This is a genomic window from Streptomyces sp. NBC_00873, assembly GCF_045207415.1.
In the GTDB taxonomy this organism is placed as follows: domain Bacteria; phylum Actinomycetota; class Actinomycetes; order Streptomycetales; family Streptomycetaceae; genus Streptomyces.
Map to the genome: position 1 here is coordinate 5,277,500 of NZ_CP108803.1, position 19,800 is coordinate 5,297,299.

A 19,800-nucleotide genomic window follows, 5' to 3' on the forward strand; every position below is an offset into this window, starting at 1 on the left:
CAGCTGCTCGGCGTCGTGGTGTCACTCCTGGTCAGCGTACGAGGAACCGGACACGCTGAGTCACATGAACGCCGAAACCACCCTTGCGGGCGCCGAGTTCGTCCAACGCTTCAGCGCCACCCGCCGCGGTGCACGGCTCGCCCGCCGGCTCGCTGTGCATCAACTCGACGAGTGGGGAGTGCCGTACGGGAGCGAGCTCTCCGACAATGCCGCCCTGGTCGTGGCCGAACTGGCGGCGAACGCGGTGCTGCACGGGCACGTGAAGGGGCGGGACTTCGAGCTGAAGCTCCTCGACCTGGCGGACACACTCCGTATCGAGGTGTCGGACGCACTGGGTGAGCGGGGGCCGCAGCGGTGTGCGCCGACGAGTGGCGCGGAGTCGGGGTACGGCCTGAACCTGGTCGAGGCGCTGGCCACGTCCTGGGGAGTCACCGAGCGAGTCGTGGGCAAGACGGTCTGGGCCGAGTTACTTTCCGGTCATCATTGAGGCGGACACGCGGCAGGGCCGACGCCCACCACCCGGGGCCCTCCCGGTGGCAGGTCTGGCCGCCGCTGGTCAGCATGGACCCATATCCGTCGAACAGGGAGAGAACCCATGTCCATCGCCGTACTCGGAGCGACCGGCGGCCAGGGCGGCGCGGTGGCCGCCGCCCTGCTGGAGGCGGGGCGTGCCGTGCGCGCCGTGGTGCGTGATCCCGGCAGCGGTCGGGCCAGGGCGCTGGCGGCGGCCGGGGCGGAGGTCGTTCCCGGGGATCTGTTCGACGCGGCCTCGCTCGCCGAGGCATTCCGGGGTACGACGGCCGCATTCGCCGTCACCACCCCGTTCCAGGACGGCCTGGACGCGGAGGTGGCCCAGGGCGCGGCAATCGTGCGGGCCGCCGAGGACGCCGCGCTGCCGCATCTGGTGCTGGCCTCCGTCGCCAGTGCGGACCGTGGCACCGGCGTCCCGCACTTCGAGACCAAGGCCAGGACCGAGGAACTGCTCGCCGGCTCCGGACTTCCGGCAACCGTGGTGGCACCGACCTACTTCTACGACAACGCGCTGGGCGCGCTGGACGAGGTCGCCGCCGGCCTCCTCACCATGCCGCTTCCCGGCGACACCCCACTCCAGCAGGTGGCACGGCAGGACCTGGGCCGTGTCGTGGCCGCGGTCGTGGCCGATCCGGACCGCTGGATCGGGCAGCGGATCGAGGTGGCGGGCGACGATCCCACGCCGGTCCGGATGGCCGAGGAGATCGGACGGGCCGCGGGCGGCACGGTCGCGTTCCGGCAGACGCCACTGGCGGACCTGCGTACCACCAACCCCGACATGTTCGCCATGTACAGCTTTCTGGCGGACACCGGTTACCAGGTGGACCTGGAGGCGTTGCGGGCGCAGTTCCCCACCGTCCCCTGGACCTCGTACGCCGCATGGGCGGACGCCCAGGAATGGCCTGCACCCCGCGTGTGACCCCGCTATTGCGGTTATTGCGGTCGCATCAGTTCCAGGTCCTCGCCCCATGCGTCCAGCACCGCGCCGTGCCCGGCGTGACGGGCCGCCGCCTCGACACGGGCGAAGAGGCTCCGCTGAAGCGACACACTGCCTGTTGCCGAGATGTGGTCCGCAGCCTCCAGCAGCGAGCCAGTGTCCCAGCCGGGCAGCGGGTACCGGACGAGCTCCCACTGCAGGTACTTGTTGTAGGGGCGCGGGCGACGGTCCAGAGCGAAGAGCAGCTCCAGCAGAAAACGGATGCTGTCGGCGGCGTCGAGGCGGGCGGCGAGTGCATGTCCGTCGCGCTCGTTCTTCACGGAGCGGTAGAGAGAGTTGGCGTAGGCATCGAGCCACTCACCGGCCTCCCGAAACGCTTCATCGGTGTCGAGTCGTGCTTTGGCGGCCAGGATCTCGGCGATCCCTCCGTCGAGCCTGTCGAGTACGATCCGGGCGCGGGCAAGGGCGTAGCGCTCGAAGCCGGGCATTCCCGCCGCCCGGAAGTCGGCGAGCGGGAGGACGACGAGGTCGAGCTCGGCCGTGCGGTGGCCGGAGAGCGGGGCGAGATCGGTCGCCGCATCATCGGCGACGACGACGTAGAGGTCATGGTCGGAGCGCTCGGTCGTCATACCTTCGTGGGCGTGGGATCCCTTGAGGACGAGACCGACGACGGCGCGGTCGGCTGAGGCGATTTCGACGAACGCGTCGTAGGTGAGGGGCTGCTGAGCGGTCATTGCGTGACCTCCGTGGGATGGCGTCGGGTAGGCCTGCCGGGCGGCTCCGCCTGCCGGAGTCGCCCCCACCGTCCGTGACGGCACTTGGCCGCCGCCCAGATGATCAGCGCACGCGTGAACCGTATCCGCGCGGGCCCGCCCCCACACCCCGTCCGAGCAACGTGACACACGAGCCCTGCGATGTCACGTTATTCGACGACCCCTGCCCGGGCCGGGCGCGCCTAGTTCGTCCAACGCTTCAGTGTCACCCGTCGCGGCGCGCGGCTCGCCCGTCGGCTCGCTGTGCATCAACTCGACGAGTGGGGTGTACCGTCGCTCCCTTCTCGGCCCGGCGCGGAATCGGGCTACGGCCTGCACCTGGTCGAGGCGCTGGCGACATCGTGGGGCGTGACGGACCGGGCCGTGGGCAAGACGGTCAGGGCCCAGTTGGCCACGGCTCTGTGAAAGTCAGCCGACGCGACCGATGTGGATCACGATGATGGTGACCTCGGCCTCTGTGATCTCGTACAGCACTCGGTAGCGCCCGACGTGCACGCGTCGCAGCGTGGGGGAGCCTTACGGTGCAGACCCTTGAGGCAGAGGGTTGTCGGCGAGCAGGTCGACGGCATCCACTAACTGGCGCAGGCCGTCGGGGTCGTCCTTGAGGAACCGGGCAGCCTGATCGATGGCGTGCTCGTCCCACGTGATCAGATACGTCAACGCTGCTCCAGGCCGAGTCGTGCACGGACCTGGTCATGTGGAACGGTTTCCACGGTGCCGGCGGCCTGGCGTGCCTGGTACTGGGCCAGAGCCAGCGCATCCTCCAGTTCAGCCAGTTCCTGAGGATTGATCAGTATGGCCGCGGGCTGGCCGTGGTCGGTGATGGTGATGCGTTCCCGCGCATTCGAGGCTCTGCGGACGAGGGAGCCGAAGCGGGCGCGGGCCTCGGTGATCGGCAGTGTGTCACTCATACACAGAAGTGTACACTTGTTGCAACTTGTGTCCAGTCGGCATCTGGGTGCCGCCGGCAACCACACCCCATCCGAACAACGTGACACCACGGCCCGCGATGTCACGTTCTTCCTCGACACTGCCGAGCTGCGCGGCTCGGCAGTGGCTGACCCAACCCGGACACGTGTGACGGCGCGTACCACCCTCGGCGCCCGGTCACCGCCGTGAACGCGGCGGTGACCGGGCGCCCCGTGTCAAAGCGTGAGCAGCGCCTTTACGGGGATGAGGGTGTCCGACAGCGGGCGTACCGCCATCCGCATCAGGGCCAGGGCGTTGTCGTCTCCCGCGATGCGGTTGGCGCTGAGCTCACCGCAGGTCAGGCACTCGTGGATGATCGTCCATTCCCCGTCCTGCCGGACGGACAGGCTGAGCGCCGTCATCCGCCCACGGCAGTCGGCGGCCCGGTCTCCCGGAATCCGCTGATCGACGTGCAGGCTGGTCAGGCAGTGCGGGCAGTGGTTGCGATGGGCGGTGCCGGGTGCGATCAGCGGCACGTCCAGCCGGCAGCCGACACAACGGAACGCGTCGCCGTGAGCGCCGCCCGGTCCGTGCAGGACATCCTTTCGCCTCTGTGGGCGGTGCGTTGATCGCCGGGGTCTACGACGTGGCATGTCGGTTTCTCCGTCCGTTCCGCGGTCGTCGTCGGCGGCCCGTCACAGGTGACCGAACGCTTCGAGCGGAAAGGGCGGTTGGGCCAGTGGGCGTACGGCCATCCGCATCAGGATCAGCTGGTTGTCGTCTCCGCACACCGGGTTCGAGGTCAGCTCGTCGCAGCGGGTGCAGCGGTGGATGACCATCCAGTCGCCGGTGCGGAGCACCGCGATGGAGATCGGGGTCATACGTGCCCCGCAGTCGGACGGGCCGCCCTCGATGTGGTCGAGGCAGTGCTGCGAGTGCAGGCAACTGGGGCAGTGGTTGCGGCGGCTGCCGTCGGGCGCGAGCGTGGCGACGGTCAGCCCGCACCACAGGCAGGTGAAGGTGTCGGTCCTCAGATAGGCGCTGGCGCCGTTGGCGGAGGACTTGGTCGAACGGTTCTGGGGGTTGTCGGTGGACACCCGGTTTTCTCCTTGCCGAAGAGGATGAGCAATGCAGCAGGGAAGTACCGAGCAGCCCTCGGGGGCACGGGCCGGAGAGGCGTGAGTCGTCAGCCGGGATCACGTACTGACGAGGCGGAAACGCGTACCGGTCAGGGCATGCAGGTCAGCGCGATGCCGCGGGCGTGCGCATGCACGCAGCTCCGATCGCCCCGGCGCGGATGGAGGCGCGACGAGGGAAGCTCGGAACTACTGGCCGGGGCATACATCAACTTCTTTCCAGGGCGAGCGCCCATGGTTCGGCGACGGTCGACACCGTGGTCGAGGTGACCGTAACAATGTGCCCGGGCCGGATCCAGCGATTATCGGGCCGCGCGGATACGCGTGGGATGGCCCGGCCCGGCCGAAGAGCGGGCCGGGCCACCCCGGGCAGGTGAAGGTGCGTGTTCAGGAACGAGTCGGCGGGTGGATCGAGCTCCGGGCGGGGGCGGCCTGCTCCGTCGCCGCAAGTGACCGGTGCTGTGTGATACGGCCTGCGCTCAGCTCCAGGTGGTTGCCGGTGAAGCGGTCTCGCATGCGGCGGTCGTGGGTGACGACGACGACGACCGCTCCCGGGTAGCCGGCCAGTGCGCCTTCCAGTTCCTCGGCCAGGGCGGGGGAGAGATGGTTCGTGGGCTCGTCGAGCAACAGCAGGTCGACGGGATCGCTCACCAGGCGGGCCAGTTCGATGCGGCGCCGCTGCCCGTAGGACAGCTCGCCGACCCTCAGACGCAGGTCGTCAGGACGGAACAGGCCGAGCGAGAGGAGGGCGTCGGTGTGCTCGTCCAGGTCCCCGGCCCTGTTGTGGGCGAAGGCCTGCGGCACTGTCAGGCCGGGCGGCCACGGTGTTTCCTCCTGCCGCAGGTGCCCGACCCGGCCCGTGGTGCGCACGGTCTCGTCGTCGGGCCGCAGTTCGCCCGCGAGGACCCGCATGAGTGTCGTCTTGCCGGCCCCGTTGGGTCCGGTGACCAGCAGCCGGTACCCGTCACGTGCCTCGTACCGGGCAACCAGCCGGGAGTAGGCGTCGAGCGCTGCGGCGAGCTCCGCCCCGGCCAGGTTCTTCAGCCCGGCCTCGGCGCGGCGCATCCGGCTTTCGAGGTCGCGCAGCTCGGCGAGGGCCAGGTTCACGGCATCCTGGACATCGGCTTCGGGTGGCAGCGCCAGGGACTGGGCGAGATGGCCGATGCCACCGGGCGAGACCACGGTCAACTCGCCGTTGTCGGGCCGGTCCTGTCCGGAGACCAGCCGCAACAGGGTTGATTTCCCGGCCCCGTTGTCGCCGATGATGCCGGCCTTCTCGCCCGCTCCGACGGTGAAGGACACCTCGTTCAGCACGATGTGGTCGTCGTAGCGGCGGGTGATGTTGTGAAGGGATAGTTGTGCGCTGGGCATGGAGGAGTCCCTTGTTCTCGGCCGGTGCCGATCGGAACGGGCAGCTGGACGCATCCGCGCACGCCGTGGCCCCTCACGGCCCGCCGCGCAGGCGGCATCGGCGCAGGAGAGCAGGAGCACGGATGAGAACGTGCGATGGCGGAGCCGAGCTCAACGCGGTCGCACGGGGACTGTCACAGGGAACCCATACGAAACACCGTACGGGGAGGTCTGCCGGCGCGCATGTCATTTGCCGTCCACGCGCCATGTGTCCGGGTAGCCCCGCCTCCCTCCCGCGTCATGACGCGTACGGGCCGGGCGCCCCGTCCGTGGCGGGTGCCCGGCCCGTACGGGTGCCGGAAGCGCGAGGTCAGCGCTTGATCTCCTTGATCTTCAGCATCCGCGTGATGACCTTGTCGAGCTCATCGTCACCGGCACCGAAGTGGACCTGGCCACGGCCGGGTCGAAGGCCGCAGCAACGGCGTGGCCGTCGCGGTCGTCTTCCCGGGCCCGGCCATAGCCGGTGGCAGCTGAACGGCCTGCAGAACGTCGCTCACTGTCGATATGGCGATCCTGCTCGTCAGCCGGCCCATCGTCCTGAGAGAAAGGTGAGGGCGAAGACGGTTGTCAGGGGTGCGGCAAGGCAGAGGTAGGCGGTCATGAACCGTGGTCTGCGCAGGCTCCATCCGGCCAGGACGATCCACAGCGGCCACCACAGGAGAGTGGCGCGGGGGATGGACGTGTACCAGTAGGAGGTTCCCAGGGCACACAGGCTGAGGCCGATGTACAGGGCCTCGGCCCAGCGGCGTTGCCGGATCAGCAGGCCGCACATGAGGATCCCGGCGAGCATGGCAAGGAGTTCGGCCTGGAACATGAAGGCGTAGCCGGTGGTCTGGGTGTGGCTGAAGGCGGCGTGCCAGGTGTTGGTCCAGGCCCCCCAGGGGGTGTGGAAGGTGCGGTACCAGCCCCGTTCCTGGGCGTGCTTCCAGGCCATCCAGTCGCCGGTGTACGCGTGCAGGTAGCAGGCGTAGGCGGCTGTAGGCAGGGCGGGCAGAGCCAGCCAGGGCAGTTGGCGCCAGTGACGACGGGTGCGCGCTGCCAGGACGAAGTGGAGGGTGATGGCGGCAGCGAGGAAAAGGCCGCTCACGCGGACCGTGGTGGCCAAGGCGGTCAGGGCGGCGGCGAGAGGCCAATTGTGCCGCTGGGCGGCGAGCCAGGCAGGCAGGGCCAGCGCAAGGAAGAGAGCCTCGGTGTAACCGGCGGCGAGGAAGACTGCGCACGGTGAGAACAGAAGCATCAGGACGGTGCGCCGGCCTGCGCTCTCATAGGGCAGGTGCAGTTGGGCGATCCGGGCCAGCGCCAGGACGGCAACGGCCCCGGCGACGAAAGAAATCAGCAGCCCGGCCGCAGTCCAGTGCGGCACGATGACGTGGACCGCCCGCAGCACAAGCGGGAAGCCGGGGAAGAAAGCTGCCCGGTTGTCGTTCTGCCAGGTTCCTGCCTGCCCGGGAAAGTAGCCGTCGCGCGCTATGTGCAGATAGTGAGCCCAGTCCCACTGCTGAAAGGACGCGAGGACGGAGTCGGCATCACGGGAATCACGGTCGGCCGGAAACAGCCACCGGGCACAGTAGGCGGTGGTCCAGACGCCTATTCGTGTCAGCAGGTACAGCCACAACACCTGACGGTCGGCAGAGCCCAGGCGGAAGGACAGGCCGCCGAAGAGGGCCGCTCGCGAGCGGCGAGAACCGGACTCGCTCCCTGTCCGGGGGTGCACTGCAGGCCGTTCCTGCGTCGCAGAGCGTTGGGCGGGTACAGGCGTGCTCTCACGCAACCTGGACGACATGGCAGACATATAGGGCTCTCTTGAGTGTGCGCAGGCGTGCGGGACCGCCCGGTGGCGCCCGCCGGGTCACGAGAAATGGGCGATCAGGGCGCTGACGTAGCGGTGGCCCCGCTGTGCGAGGGCGACGTCGTGGCGACGGGCGCACCACCTGAGGTGCTTGTATCGGTCGGCCGGGCTGAGGTTTCCGTCGCGCTGGGGATGGAGGGCGTACTGCTCGACGGTGGCCGGGTGGTGAGCGCGGGTGACGGCGTGATCGGAGACGGGCTGGTTGCCGGGACCGCCGGGGGTGGCTTGCCCGCCAGAAGCGTGGCTGTGGTCACACCGCCGCCGGCAAGGACCAGGCACGCTCCCGCCGCGAGCGCGGCAAGGCGGCGCCGGTGGGCCTGCCGACCGCGTTCGGCGATTCGGACAACAGGCGCGGCAACGGCGCGGGACTGCCCGGATTCGGCCGCTTGCTGGAACAGGGATCGCAGCGGGTCGTGTGGCTCAGGCACCGGCGGCCTCCTCAATAGGCGGGTCCTGCAGGCGATGAGCGAGCGCGGCCCGTCCGCGGACCAGGTGTGTCTTGACGGTGCTGGCGGACTGACCGGTCTCACCGGCGATCTGCTCAACGGTGAGGTCGCATACGTAGTGCAGGGCCATCGTGCGGCGCTGCTGGGCCGGCAGCCCGCGCAGCCCCTCCACCAGCGCCACGCGCTCTGGACCTGGCCCCTCGGCATCCGGCAGGGCACCACTGCGCGTCCACGCGTCTGCCGCACGCCGCCGCAGGCGCCATCGGCTCACCGCCAGACGCCATGCAACCGTGCGGATCCACGCCTCGGGCTGCCCGTCGCGGTCAAGCTGCCGCCGCCGGTTCCACCCCTTGACGAAGGCCTCCTGTACGACGTCCTGCGCCTCGTGCAGGTCGCCGAGCATCACGTACAACTGCCCTGTGAGACGCGCGGCCGTCTGGACATAGAAATCTTCGAACTCCTCGACGGTCAACAACCACTCCCGGATCTCTCGCTTCACCAGGCATACGCCCGGCACAGGGCATCCGGTCGACACCGAGCGCGAAGAAGCACAGTGATGGTGATCACGGAACCAAGCGCGGCAAACACGCGTCTTCCGCCGCCGGCTCAGCCTCACGGCCCACTGAGCGCTTAAGGAGTTACTCAACAGGGCCTGGGCCCGCACGTCCGCGTGAGGTGGGTGGTGTGCTCAGCTTCCGTCGGCTCCCGCAGCCCTGGCGAGCATCGCGAAAGATCCGGTGGCAAGAGCTTCACCCGATGCCCCGCAGGCTGAGCCTGTTCTTCAGCGTCCGACCATCGGTCGAAGGCTGAAGAACCGAACCTGGTCCGCACGTCCTGTGGTCGGCTTATGCCTTCGCCGAACTCGGCCTCGGGGACACGGAATCACGCAGCCGCGGTCGGGCCGCCATCCTTGACCGGCCTGGACCGAAGCGCGGGTGGCAGCACCGGCAGGGCCGTTGTCCTGGAATGTCCTGAGCTGGACCCGGGTGCGTTTCACCTCCTGACCGACCAGTGGGCGCGGTCCGCGCAGGAGCAACTGGACCAATGCGTAGCCCTCGGCGGCGGTGAGCCGGCCGCCGAGGGTGCGCAGCCCGCCAGTAACCCCAAGCACCCTCGACACGTTCGATCACCAGCTATGAAAATCTTGTCGGAGCCGAACGTTTTACAGTCCCCATGCGGTGATCCTTCAGGGAAGGAGCGGGTGCGGGGATCAAACCGCCATCGGTGCCGCTGTAACCCCCATGACCAGCGAGTAGAGCGTGTCGTTCGCAGTGATGAAGAGGCGGTTTCGCTTCGGGCCGCCGAAGCGGATGTTGGAGACCGTGTTGGGCACCAGGATGCGGCCGAGCAGGGTTCCGTCCGGGGCGTAGCAGTGCACTCCGTCGTCCATGGCCGCAGCCCAGAGGTGGCCCCGGTCGTCGAAGCGGAGGTTGTCGAAGCGAGCCTGCTCACGGGCCCCCGCCTCGGCGAAGACCTTGCCCTCGGACAGCGTGCCGTCATCTCTTACCTCGAAGACCCGGATGAAGCCTGCCCGGGTGTCGGAGACGTACAGCTCGCTCTCGTCGAGCGAGAAGACCAGGCCATTGGGGGCGCCGAAGCCGTCGGCTGCGAGTCGTACCTCGCCGGTGTCCGGGTCGATCCGGTAGACGTTGTTGGCGCCGATTTCACTCTCGGCGCGGTGGCCCTCGTAGTCGCTGGTGATGCCGAAGTCCGGGTCCGAGAACCAGATCGAGCCGTCGGACTTCACAGCCGCGTCGTTCGGGCTGTTGAGCCGCTTGCCCCGGTAGTGGTCGGCCAGCACCGTGATCGAGCCGTCGTGCTCGGTACGGGTGACCCGGCGATTGCCCTGCTCACAAGTGATCAGACGGCCCTCGCGGTCCAGGGTGTTGCCGTTGGAGTGGCCCGCGGGCGACCGGAAGAGGCTGACCGCGCCGGTCGCCTCGTCCCAGCGCAGCATGCGGTCGTTGGGGATGTCGCTCCAGATCAGCTGGCGCCAGGCCGGTATGTACAGCGGCCCCTCCGCCCAGCGGGAGCCCACATGGAGCGTCTCCAGTTGCAGATCACCCACGGCGCACTTCCCTGTACGGAACCTGTCGTCGAGCACTTCGAGCAGCGCGGGGCGGCCGGTGGCCATGTCTGTTCTCCTTCAGTCGTTCCGAGTTCCAAATTCTGAACAACATCCTGCTAGAGATGAATATTGCAGGATGTCGTATGGTCAGCACAAGCAATTGGTGGAGCTGGTTCGATGGAGGGTGTCATGGATGATGTGGACCGGAAGCTGCTGAACCTGCTGCAGGAGGACGCCACGCAGGCGTACGCCGCCCTGGGCAGGGCCGTCGGGCTCTCCACGGGCGCGGCTCATGAGCGAGTGCGCAAGCTGCGCGAGTCGGGGGTGATCCGCCGTACGGCGGTCGAGGTGGACCCCGCCGCGGTCGGCCGAGGAGTGCTGGCCTTCGTCATGGTCGACTCATCCGCCTGGATGGGCGACTCCGGCGACTTCTTCGCCGCGATCCCCGAGCTGCAGGAGGCCCACATCATCGCTGGCAGCGCGTCGGTCCTGGTCAAGGTCAGGACTGAGACGACCGAACAACTCCAGGACGTCCTGCGGCGGTTGTACGAGATCGAGGGTGTCAGCGGCACCCAGGCGACGGTGGCCCTGGAGACGTTCTTCGAGAGGCCGGTGTCGACGGGAGCCTGAAAGCACCCATGCACCGCTATCAGGTCGGCAGGAGCGAGTATCGGCCCGGGTGACGGAGCGTCACCAGCGCACTGAAGCGTGATCGGTTTCTGGTCAGGGTGTCCCGCACCTGCTGGGGACTCGCGGCGATCGTGACCGTGTAGCGCAGAGGCTTTGTCATGGGGGAAGGTTAGGACGCGGCTCTGCCAACGGGGCGCATGCGGTGCACTGACGCCTATGGGAAATTCCGAACCCGCCGCCGGCGTCCGGAAGATGGGCGCCCAGGCCCCGCCTGCTCGCGATGCGTGTTGACGGGTACTCAGAGGTGTTGACCACGGATGCAGTTGCTCTTATCGTTCTTCGATAGCATCGATATTCGATACGAGGGGCGGTTGCTGGTGTCTGCTGAGGTACAGAGCTCCAAGTCACACGGCGACCGTGCCGAGGCCAGGCTGCTGGAGCCGGTCGCCACTGTGGTCCGGGTTGTCTACCGACTGTTTCTCGCGGGCCTCGTAGTCGGCGCCGTGGGACCCCTGGTCGGCACCAAGCTGGGCCTGGCGTGGGGCGGTCCTCACGTGTGCGCCGAGTCCCGCTCACAATTCAGCGGGGACGGGTTCACCGGCATGTTCCGACCCCATGCAGGGGTCGAGGTCATGGCCCGCCCGTCGTACTGCACCGATCACGCCGACAGTGCCCAGCGGCTGTTCGACTTCCTCGGTGGCTTCCCTTCGTTGCTACTGGTACTGGGTATCCTCTTCCTGCTCGACCGCTTGATACACGGCGCGTCCCGCCAGGGTGTCTTCACCGCACGGACAGCGAAGCACCTGCGGGTTGCAGGCTGGTGGCTGCTGCTCGGCTGCCTGGTCGCAGACGTAGTGGAAGCCGGCGCACATGCGGCGCTACTGGCGACCCTGGCGCAGGACTACACCTTCAATGTGGACACCTGGCTGGGAACCTGGCAGCCGCCCTACGCACTCGTCTTCACAGCTCTGGGCATCCTCACGTTCGCCCGCATCATGCGCGCCGGGGTGGCCATGCGGGAGGATCTGGAAGGGACGGTGTGATGACGCCGGACGACAGCGACAGCCACGCGATCGAGGTCCATCTCGACCGCATGCTCAGCGAGCGCGGCATGACCCTCGCGGAGCTCGCCTCCCGGGTCGGCGTGACCAACGTGAACCTGTCCATCCTGAAGAACGGCCGGGCCCGCGCGATCCGCTTCACCACGCTGACCCGCATCTGCGAGGTCCTCGACTGCCAGCCGGGCGACCTGCTCACGCACCGGAGGACCGAAGACGAGCGCGGGCGCCCACCGACAGCCCTCTGAGGCGGGCCGGGCCGACGCCGTGGGGGGCAGGGCGGTGGCGATGCGGGCCTCGCTGTCGTGGGCCGCCGCGACGAGGTCGACCAGGTCGCGGTCGACCGGGTCGCGGCTGTCGCGATCCGGTGGATCCCGGGTCGCTCAGCCCTGCCGCGCGTACGCGGCTCCTCGGCCGCACAACCGACCTTGCTGCCGACGGAGGCGCCCTGAGCGTTGTTCCGCAGTGACGGGCCGTGCTCGTGTCACGCTCCGCATCATGAGCCGTCCATCAGTTTCTGTACCTCGGGCGGGAGGTCCGCGCCGGAGTAGGCGGCGAAGAACGAGGCCTCCGCGGGTGTGTCCCCGACCGCGATGGCCACCTCGGGCGAGATGCCATGCACCTCGTAGGCAGTCTGTGCGGTCCCCGTCTCATCGGTCTTGTCCTGGCCGCCGGTGTCGTCGCAGGGAGGTTGGGTGGCGACGCCGAGCTTCGCCCCGACCGTGAAGTCGACGTTCGCCACGTCTCGGTACGTTCGTTCCTGGTAGGTGAACCGGTTGACGCAGGAACCCGATGCCGCCCCGCCGCTGCTGCTGTCAGCCGTGCACGCGGCTGCTGAGATCACCATGCTCGCCGCCAGCAGCACGCCCGCGGATCGCCCGGTCCAGTTCATGTGCGTTCCTCCAGTCCGATGAACAAGCACCTGCCGAGGCAAGTCGGCAGCCCTGGTGTTCAGTTGACGTAGGTAACCCGGTTCGGGTTCCCCTGCCGCACCACGGACCCATTTCGGACCAGGGGTGTGCGGGTCAGCGCTTGATCTCCTTGATCTTGAGCATCCGTGTGATGACCTTGTCGAGCTCGTCGTCGTTGAAGACGTTCTTCCAGTCGTCGCGGACGATCGACTCGCGGCCGTAGTCCATCGCGATCAGGCACGCGTCGGAGAACGGAACCCTTGCTCCGGTGAGCCGGAAGCCTATGGCGCCTCGCACCGGAGAAATCCGCCCACGGTCCGGCGCACACCGGCCCTGATGGGGTGGGCGGAAACTCCGGCGACGGTTCCGTCCTCAAGCGCCGGACGGGCTGGACGGGCGCCGACCCATGCTGGGTGGACGTCGACCAAGCCGGGTGGGCGCCGGCCCATGCCGGGTGGGCGCCGGCCCAAGCTGGATGGACGTCGACCAGGCCGGATGGGCGCCGGCCCACGCCGGATGGGTGCCGTCGCCCGTAGCGGGTGACCTGGTGGAGGCCCCGGCCCGGGGCGGGGGCCTCGCTCGTATGCTCGGTTCATGACCGATCCTCAGCGCGGACGCCCGACCACCAACTCCATGCGGCGCGCGCTCAAACGGGCCCGTGACGGTGTCGCCCTCGATGTGACCGAGGCCGCCGTCCTGCTCCAGGCGCGCGGCGACGATCTGACGGACCTTGCCGCGTCCGCCGCCCGGGTGCGCGACGCCGGCCTCGAAGCCGCGGGCCGGCCGGGCGTCATCACGTACTCGCGCAAGGTCTTCATCCCGCTGACCCGGCTCTGTCGCGACAAGTGCCACTATTGCACCTTCGTCACCGTCCCCGGCAAGCTCCGCAAGGCCGGGCACGGGATGTTCCTGTCGCCCGACGAGGTTCTCGACATCGCCCGCAAGGGCGCGGCCATGGGCTGCAAGGAAGCACTGTTCACGCTCGGCGACCGCCCCGAGGACCGCTGGCCCGAGGCGCGGGAGTGGCTGGAGGCCGAGGGATACGACGACACCCTCGCGTACGTACGCGCCATGGCGATCCGGGTGCTCGAAGAGACCGGACTCCTTCCGCACCTCAACCCAGGCGTGCTGACCTGGACCGACCTCCAGCGCCTCAAGCCCGTCGCCCCGTCCATGGGCATGATGTTGGAGACGACGGCCACCCGCCTGTGGTCCGAGCCGGGCGGCCCGCACTACGGCTCCCCGGACAAGGAGCCGGCGGTACGGCTGCGGGTGCTGGAGGACGCGGGCCGGTCCAACGTCCCGTTCACGACCGGCATCCTGATCGGGATCGGCGAGTCGTACGAGGAGCGCACCGACTCCCTCTTCGAGCTGCGCAAGACCGCCCGCGCCTACCACGGCATCCAGGAGGTCATCGTCCAGAACTTCCGCGCCAAGCCGGACACGGCGATGCGCGGGATGCCGGACGCCGAACTGGAGGAGCTGGCCGCCGCCATTGCCGTGGCCCGGCACATCCTCGGCCCGTCCGCCCGCATCCAGGCCCCGCCGAACCTCGTCGACGCGGAGTACGCACTGCTCATCGGCGCCGGGATCGATGACTGGGGCGGCGTCTCACCGCTCACCCCGGACCATGTGAACCCCGAGCGTCCATGGCCGAACATCGACGAACTGGCCGCGAAGACAGCCGAGTCGGGCTTCGAGCTCCGTGAACGGCTCACCATCTACCCGGAGTTCATCCAGCGCGGCGAGCCCTGGCTCGACCCCCGCCTCCTCCCGCACGTCCGGGCGCTCGCCGACCCGGAGACCGGGCTGGCGAAGGAAGGGGTGATCCCCGCCGGTCTGCCGTGGCAGGAGCCCGACGAGGGCTTCAACGCCTCCGGCCGCACCGAGCTGCACCGCACCATCGACACCGAGGGCCGCACCGGCGACCGCCGCGACGACTTCGACGAGGTCTACGGGGACTGGGAGGCACTCCGCGAGGCCGCCGCCCCCGGCATGCTCCCGTCCAGGATCGACACCGACGTGAAGGCCGCGCTCGGCCAGGCCGCCGACGACCCGACGAAGCTCACCGACGACCAGGCCCTCGCCCTGCTCCACGCGGACGGCCCGGCACTCGACGAACTGTGCCGGATCGCGGACACGCTGCGCCGTGACGTGGTCGGCGACGACGTCACGTACATCGTCACCAGGAACATCAACTTCACCAACGTCTGCTACACCGGCTGCCGGTTCTGCGCCTTCGCCCAGCGGCGCACCGACGCCGACGCGTACACGCTCTCCCTGGACCAGGTCGCCGACCGGGCCGCGCAGGCGTGGGACGTCGGCGCGGTCGAGGTGTGCATGCAGGGCGGCATCCACCCGGACCTGCCCGGCACGGCGTACTTCGACATCGCGCGGGCGGTGAAGGAACGCGTCCCCGGCATGCATGTGCACGCCTTCTCCCCGATGGAGGTCGTCAACGGCGCGACCCGCACCGGCATGTCCATCCGCGACTGGCTGACCGCCGCGAAGGAGGCCGGGCTCGGCTCGATCCCCGGCACGGCGGCCGAGATCCTGGACGACGAGGTCCGCTGGGTCCTCACCAAGGGCAAGCTGCCCACGGCGACCTGGCTGGAGGTCATCAGGACCGCCCACGAGGTGGGCCTGCGATCGTCGTCGACGATGATGTACGGCCATGTCGACCAGCCCCGCCACTGGCTCGGCCACCTCAGGACCCTTGGCCGCCTCCAGCAGGAGACGGGCGGCTTCACGGAGTTCGTCACCCTCCCCTTCATCCACACCAACGCCCCCGTCTACCTGGCAGGCATCGCCCGCCCCGGCCCCACCGACCGGGACAACCGGGCCGTCACCGCCATGGCCCGGCTCCTGCTGCACCCGCACATCACCAACATCCAGACCAGCTGGGTCAAGCTCGGCACGGAGGGCGCGGCCGAAATGCTCCGCTCCGGTGCGAACGACCTGGGCGGCACGCTGATGGAGGAGACCATCTCCCGTATGGCAGGCTCCGGTTACGGCTCCTACCGGTCCATCCAGGACCTCGTCGCGATCGCGGAACTCGTGGGCCGCCCGGCGAAGCCGCGTACGACGCTGTACGGAGAGGTGCCGCAGGAGCGGGTGGCGGCGGCTGCCGCCTCCGACGGACACCTCCCGGAGCTGCTTCCCGTGCTGCCGGACTGAGCCCCATGCCCTCAGCCCGGCAGCACGGGAGCAGAGCATGGTGGAGCAGGCGGTACGGCCGATAGTCGAGGCGATCGTCGCGAGCGCTCCGAGCGGTTGGACGCACGCAGGTCGGAGTCCGTGGAGGAGTCGGTGGTCGACCGGAGTGGACCCGTCACCGACGAAGCCCTCTGCGAGGTCCCGGCCGACGGCTGAGGACGTGCGGACGCCGGCGGACCGGAACCGGAGTCGAGGCTCAGTGAAAGCCCAGCATGCCAGGTGAGTCGATGCCGACCGTGAGGATGCCGGGGGGATAGTCGCCCTCGCGGCGGGTCAGGATGATCGACATGCCGCCGCTTTCCTGGTGCGGAGTCGCGACGTACAGCGCGTGACAGGTATCGGCGCTGCCCCACCCGTCCCGGACCATCCCACCGACCGTGGCCGCCGCGGTCTGATCGAGCGGATCGACCAGGATGCCTGGGAGGGCGAGCACACTGCGCGCGAGCCCCTCGCCGTCCGCCTCGGCGTGCATGAGGCAGAGGGCGGGGGTGTGCAGCCAGTCGCCCGGTGTGGCGGCGACATTACCGGCGAGGTGGTGCAGGGCACGATGTCCCTGCGCAAGTGCCGACAGCGCGCTCGTGTCGAGGATGATCACGCGGCGGTGTTCCGTCGGGTGTGCATCTTCTCGGCTGCCATCGCGTACACGTTGGCCAGGACGTCCGGCCCGTGGTCGAACTCCTCATCGGTCAGGGTGCAGCCCATGCGGTCACGCAGCACTTTGCGGGTAGTGGCGACACGCTCGGCGATCTGGGCCGCGGTCGGCTGTTGGGCGGCCAGCTGACCGACGAGCTGACCCAGGCTCAGCCCGCGTTCCTTGGCCAGCTGGGCGAGGTGGTCGCGCGTCTCTTTAGGCACCTGAATGGTCGTAGTAGCCATAGATTCACTATAGAGCCACTACGGCCCACGAGTGGCTGCTGCTCCGAGACCCGGAAATCCCCGGAGAATGCCTTTCAAAAGTGATCGCAGGATCTACTCCGTACATTCTGTTCAGGCCCACAACCGACCGTTCCGGTTCGATTACAGTGCTGCGCGTCAAGGCTGCGCAGTCGTACGCGGACTGCCTATGCGGACGGGGGAGGGGCGCCGTGACCATGGGAACCACAGCCATCTGGGGCCGCGCCGAACAGCAGGACTTCCGCAGCCGGGTGCGCGGCTGTCTGCTGGGCGGTGCCATCGGCGACGCGCTCGGCGCGGCCGTCAGCGGGCTCTCCCTCGAAGAGATCCGCGCGGCCCATGGCGCCGAAGCCGTCACCGACTTCGTGCCCGTCCACGGCAGACGCGGTGCGGTCACCGCCGTCACCCAGCTCACCATGTTCACCGTCGACGGGCTGATCCGCGCGCAGGTCCGCCGCGACACCGGCGCCTGGCACCCGCCCACCGATGTGCACCGTGCCCATCTGCGCTGGGCCGCCACCCAGAGCGACTGGGGCCCGGACGAGCGGCGCACGGAGAACGGCTGGCTCGCCCAGGAGGAGTGGCTCTACGCGCGCCGCGCCCCCACCCGCGAATGCCTGAGCGGTTTCGCCGACACCACCATGGGCACCCTCGGCCGGCCCAAGAACCCCGCCGCGCGCGACTCGGCGGCCCTCACCCGCTCCGCCCCCTTCGGACTGCTGGTGGGCTGGGAACCGCCGCTCGTCCTGCAACTGGCCGTCGAATGCGCCGCCCAGACCCATGGCCACCCCACCGCGCTGCTGTCCGCGGGCGCACTCGCTGTCGTGGTGCACGGACTGGCCCGCGGCGAGACGCTGGACGGCTCCGTCCAGCAGGCCCTGGCGCTGCTCGCCGAGCGCCCCGGCCACGAACAGGTCACCGACGCCCTGCGGCAGGCCCTCGGCTCCGTGCGCCAGGGCATCCCGGGCCCGGCCCTCATCGAGGCGCTGGGCGACACGGACTCCGCCGAGGAGGTCCTCGCCGTCGCCGTGTACTGCGCACTGGTCGGCCAGGACATCCGGCACGGGCTGCGGCTCGCGGTGAACCACAGCGGACCGTCCGCGGCCACCGGGGCGCTCTGCGGGGTACTGCTCGGTGTGCTGCACGGCGAGACCGCACTGCCGCCCGCCTGGCTCGCCGAACTGGAGGGCCGGGCCACGCTCCTCGAACTCGCCGACGACTTCGCCATGGAGATGACCCAGGGGCCGGCGCTCCACAGCCCGTCGGCTGCCGCCCCGGGCTGGCTCACCCGCTACCCACGCGGCTGACCGAGGTACGGAGGTCGGCGCCCTCGTTGTTCCGGCGCCCTCGTTGTTCCGGCGCCTCAGCGCATCAGCTCGCCGGCGTCGACCAGCAGGGACTGCCCGGTGATCGCCCGCGTCCGGTCGGAGGCCAGGAACACCGCCGCCTCCGCCACGTCGCCGTCCGTGGCCGGCTCCGGCAGCGCCATCCGTTCGGGCCTGCCCAGTACCTCGGCCTCCGGCACTCCCTCGGTGTGCGCGGTGAACTGCACGTACGCCTGCACCGGCGGACCCCACATCCAGCCGGCGGTGGGCCCCCTCGGCCAGGACGGCGGACCAGTCGAGAGGGCTCCCTGCGGCACCGTTTCGGTGCCGCACCGCATTCCGTGGGTGGGCATGGGTCAGACGTCGACGGAGCCCTTTGCGATGTCGGACACGAAGGCGTTCCACGCGCCGGGCACGAAGGTGATCGAAGGGCCCTCGGGGGCCTTCGAGTCGCGCACCGCGATCGACTGGACGAGGGGGGACTTGACCTCGACGCAAGCGCCGTTGCCCCCGGAATACGACGACTTCATCCAATTGTCCGTGGCACCCTGACGAATAGCCATGTTCACTCCGGTTCGGATTCAGAGAGTTGTGTGAGTCGCACCAACTGCGTATCTGTTGGCGTGATCGACGCTACTCGCCAACGTCGCTGGGTGAGAGGGCCGTTCACTCGACCGGATGGCATATTCCATGCGGGTCTTCCGCTTTGATGTGGCGACGGTGTACCGTGCCGTCGCCGCACCCGTAACATGGCCCCTTTTCCCGCATACCGGACTTTGCGGAATGTCTGGTTCAGTCGGTCAGTCGGTGCTGAGCTGGGCGTACGTCTTCGCGATGTCGGCGATGTAGTGCCGGGTCTGCTCCACGTTCAGTGCCTGTGCCCGCAAGTGCTCGTACATGACGCTGTACCGCTGCACGTCATTGGCTTTCTCCAGATAGAGGTCGCTGGTGACGCCCTCGATATAGACCACGCTGGAGTCCGCGGCATCCGGGAATTCCAGAATGGCGTACTGCCCGTTGATGCCCGGGTGGGCACCCATGTCGAACGGCAGTACCTGCACCGTGACATGGGGCAGGTGCGACAATTCCACGAGCTGTTCCAGCTGCTCGATCATGACCTGCTTGCCGCCGACCATCCGGCGCAGCGCGGCCTCGTCGATGACCGCCCAGAGCCGCAGCGGCGCCTCCTGGGCGGTGATCCGGTCCTGGCGGCGCGCACGGACGTTGACGCGCTTGTCGATGTCGGTCGGCGGCGCCTCCGGCAGCGCGCCGTTGATCAGTGCCTCGGCGTAACTCCGGGTCTGCAACAGGCCGGGGACCACCTGCGGTTCGTACACACGCAGCGACTCGGCATCGGTCTCCAGGCCGATGTAGACGCTGTACGGGATGTCGCCGAAGGCGTGCCACCAGCCCTGCTGGCGGGAGTCCTTGGCCATCTGCATGAGCGAGTCGACGATCCGGTGGTCCTCGACCTCGTACACCCCGCAGAGATCGCGGACATCGCGCTGGCTGATCGAACGGCGGCCGTTCTCCAGGCGGCTGATCTTCGACTGCGAGACCAGCAGTCGCTCCGCCACCTCCTCGGCCGTCATGCCCTTGAGCTCGCGCAGTCGGCGCAATTCCTGGCCCAACCGGCGTCGCCTGACGGTGGGATTGACGTTGGACGGCACGGAAACGGCACCTCCGGCTATGTAGCTGTGCGTATCT

At 69.0% G+C, this 19,800-nt stretch carries 24 protein-coding genes and 1 pseudogene; 7 read left to right on the forward strand and 18 right to left on the reverse strand.

The annotated features are described in order from the left end of the window. Positions 1-64 precede the first annotated feature (64 nt). Together OH809_RS24375 and OH809_RS24380 are read left to right on the forward strand one after the other, a co-directional pair. Positions 65-487 (forward strand): ATP-binding protein, encoded by a 423-nt coding sequence (locus OH809_RS24375; protein ID WP_406420399.1) that lies wholly within the window; start codon positions 65-67, stop codon positions 485-487. Positions 488-595: 108 nt separating this feature from the next. Next, entirely contained in the window at positions 596-1,450 is an 855-nt protein-coding gene (locus OH809_RS24380; protein WP_406420398.1) for an NmrA family NAD(P)-binding protein, read from the forward strand. A gap of 14 nt (positions 1,451-1,464) precedes the next feature. Here OH809_RS24380 and OH809_RS24385 read toward each other — a convergent pair whose 3' ends face one another. The 10 genes from OH809_RS24385 to OH809_RS24430 all read right to left on the reverse strand — a co-directional run bounded on the left by OH809_RS24385 (position 1,465) and on the right by OH809_RS24430 (position 10,125). After that, complete coding sequence (locus OH809_RS24385) at positions 1,465-2,202, reverse strand: hypothetical protein (protein ID WP_406515521.1); 738 nt, start codon at positions 2,200-2,202, stop codon at positions 1,465-1,467. Between the two features lie 447 nt (positions 2,203-2,649). Beyond that, entirely contained in the window at positions 2,650-2,736 is an 87-nt protein-coding gene (locus OH809_RS24390; RefSeq protein ID WP_406425010.1) for a type II toxin-antitoxin system RelE/ParE family toxin, read from the reverse strand. Between the two features lie 21 nt (positions 2,737-2,757). Next, the gene (locus tag OH809_RS24395; protein ID WP_406420397.1) at positions 2,758-2,901 is read right to left on the reverse strand and encodes a hypothetical protein; all 144 of its coding nucleotides are present in this window, start codon (positions 2,899-2,901) and stop codon (positions 2,758-2,760) included. After that, the gene (locus tag OH809_RS24400) at positions 2,898-3,152 is read right to left on the reverse strand and encodes a type II toxin-antitoxin system Phd/YefM family antitoxin (RefSeq protein WP_405687044.1); all 255 of its coding nucleotides are present in this window, start codon (positions 3,150-3,152) and stop codon (positions 2,898-2,900) included. Before OH809_RS24400 ends, OH809_RS24395 begins: the two co-directional genes overlap by 4 nt. Before the next feature lie 234 nt (positions 3,153-3,386). Continuing rightward, entirely contained in the window at positions 3,387-3,803 is a 417-nt protein-coding gene (locus OH809_RS24405) for an RNHCP domain-containing protein (RefSeq protein ID WP_406420396.1), read from the reverse strand. Positions 3,804-3,845: 42 nt separating this feature from the next. After that, complete coding sequence (locus OH809_RS24410; protein ID WP_406515522.1) at positions 3,846-4,247, reverse strand: RNHCP domain-containing protein; 402 nt, start codon at positions 4,245-4,247, stop codon at positions 3,846-3,848. A gap of 426 nt (positions 4,248-4,673) precedes the next feature. Beyond that, complete coding sequence (locus tag OH809_RS24415; RefSeq protein WP_406515523.1) at positions 4,674-5,657, reverse strand: ATP-binding cassette domain-containing protein; 984 nt, start codon at positions 5,655-5,657, stop codon at positions 4,674-4,676. 559 nt (positions 5,658-6,216) lie between these two features. Further along, positions 6,217-7,488 (reverse strand): mannosyltransferase family protein, encoded by a 1,272-nt coding sequence (locus tag OH809_RS24420; protein ID WP_406515524.1) that lies wholly within the window; start codon positions 7,486-7,488, stop codon positions 6,217-6,219. 477 nt (positions 7,489-7,965) lie between these two features. Beyond that, positions 7,966-8,463 (reverse strand): SigE family RNA polymerase sigma factor, encoded by a 498-nt coding sequence (locus tag OH809_RS24425; RefSeq protein WP_406516273.1) that lies wholly within the window; start codon positions 8,461-8,463, stop codon positions 7,966-7,968. Positions 8,464-9,201: 738 nt separating this feature from the next. Next, complete coding sequence (locus tag OH809_RS24430) at positions 9,202-10,125, reverse strand: SMP-30/gluconolactonase/LRE family protein (RefSeq protein ID WP_406420391.1); 924 nt, start codon at positions 10,123-10,125, stop codon at positions 9,202-9,204. A gap of 123 nt (positions 10,126-10,248) precedes the next feature. Between OH809_RS24430 and OH809_RS24435 the strand changes: the two genes are divergently transcribed. Continuing rightward, a complete protein-coding gene (locus OH809_RS24435) occupies positions 10,249-10,689 on the forward strand; it encodes an Lrp/AsnC family transcriptional regulator (protein WP_406515525.1) in 441 nt (146 codons plus the stop codon). 19 nt (positions 10,690-10,708) lie between these two features. Here OH809_RS24435 and OH809_RS24440 read toward each other — a convergent pair whose 3' ends face one another. Continuing rightward, positions 10,709-10,849 (reverse strand): hypothetical protein, encoded by a 141-nt coding sequence (locus OH809_RS24440; protein ID WP_406420389.1) that lies wholly within the window; start codon positions 10,847-10,849, stop codon positions 10,709-10,711. 217 nt (positions 10,850-11,066) lie between these two features. Here OH809_RS24440 and OH809_RS24445 point away from each other — a divergent pair, with 217 nt between their 5' ends. Both OH809_RS24445 and OH809_RS24450 read left to right on the forward strand, forming a co-directional pair. Then, positions 11,067-11,732 (forward strand): DUF2975 domain-containing protein, encoded by a 666-nt coding sequence (locus tag OH809_RS24445; protein ID WP_406515526.1) that lies wholly within the window; start codon positions 11,067-11,069, stop codon positions 11,730-11,732. Beyond that, entirely contained in the window at positions 11,732-11,995 is a 264-nt protein-coding gene (locus OH809_RS24450) for a helix-turn-helix domain-containing protein (RefSeq protein ID WP_406420387.1), read from the forward strand. The genes OH809_RS24445 and OH809_RS24450 overlap by 1 nt, the downstream gene beginning before the upstream one ends. A 248-nt stretch (positions 11,996-12,243) precedes the next feature. On the opposite strand, the gene OH809_RS24455 is transcribed toward OH809_RS24450, so the two are convergent. Together OH809_RS24455 and OH809_RS24460 are read right to left on the reverse strand one after the other, a co-directional pair. Further along, a complete protein-coding gene (locus OH809_RS24455) occupies positions 12,244-12,639 on the reverse strand; it encodes a DUF6281 family protein (protein ID WP_406515527.1) in 396 nt (131 codons plus the stop codon). 133 nt (positions 12,640-12,772) lie between these two features. Further along, on the reverse strand, positions 12,773-12,964 hold the full coding sequence (locus OH809_RS24460) for a phosphogluconate dehydrogenase C-terminal domain-containing protein (RefSeq protein WP_406425006.1): 192 nt from the start codon (positions 12,962-12,964) through the stop codon (positions 12,773-12,775). A gap of 288 nt (positions 12,965-13,252) precedes the next feature. On the opposite strand from OH809_RS24460, the gene OH809_RS24465 reads away from it, so the two are divergent. Next, positions 13,253-15,835 carry a bifunctional FO biosynthesis protein CofGH gene (locus OH809_RS24465; protein WP_406515528.1) on the forward strand — a complete coding sequence of 861 codons (2,583 nt, stop codon included), beginning with the start codon at positions 13,253-13,255 and terminating at the stop codon, positions 15,833-15,835. Between the two features lie 235 nt (positions 15,836-16,070). On the opposite strand, the gene OH809_RS24470 is transcribed toward OH809_RS24465, so the two are convergent. Both OH809_RS24470 and OH809_RS24475 read right to left on the reverse strand, forming a co-directional pair. Next, a complete protein-coding gene (locus tag OH809_RS24470) occupies positions 16,071-16,469 on the reverse strand; it encodes a hypothetical protein (protein ID WP_406420383.1) in 399 nt (132 codons plus the stop codon). Further along, positions 16,466-16,750, reverse strand: a complete 285-nt coding sequence (locus tag OH809_RS24475) for a hypothetical protein (RefSeq protein ID WP_406420382.1) — start codon at positions 16,748-16,750, stop codon at positions 16,466-16,468. Before OH809_RS24475 ends, OH809_RS24470 begins: the two co-directional genes overlap by 4 nt. A gap of 209 nt (positions 16,751-16,959) precedes the next feature. Here OH809_RS24475 and OH809_RS24480 point away from each other — a divergent pair, with 209 nt between their 5' ends. Beyond that, a complete protein-coding gene (locus tag OH809_RS24480) occupies positions 16,960-18,075 on the forward strand; it encodes an ADP-ribosylglycohydrolase family protein (RefSeq protein ID WP_406515529.1) in 1,116 nt (371 codons plus the stop codon). Positions 18,076-18,131: 56 nt separating this feature from the next. Here OH809_RS24480 and OH809_RS24485 read toward each other — a convergent pair. From OH809_RS24485 to OH809_RS24495, 3 genes and pseudogenes are all read right to left on the reverse strand, one after another. Continuing rightward, positions 18,132-18,353: pseudogene (locus OH809_RS24485) on the reverse strand (SDR family oxidoreductase); the annotation flags it as partial. Between the two features lie 96 nt (positions 18,354-18,449). Next, complete coding sequence (locus OH809_RS24490) at positions 18,450-18,656, reverse strand: DUF397 domain-containing protein (protein WP_406420380.1); 207 nt, start codon at positions 18,654-18,656, stop codon at positions 18,450-18,452. Positions 18,657-18,893: 237 nt separating this feature from the next. Next, positions 18,894-19,763, reverse strand: coding sequence for a helix-turn-helix domain-containing protein (locus OH809_RS24495; RefSeq protein ID WP_406515530.1), 870 nt, complete (start codon positions 19,761-19,763; stop codon positions 18,894-18,896). Positions 19,764-19,800: the final 37 nt, after the last annotated feature.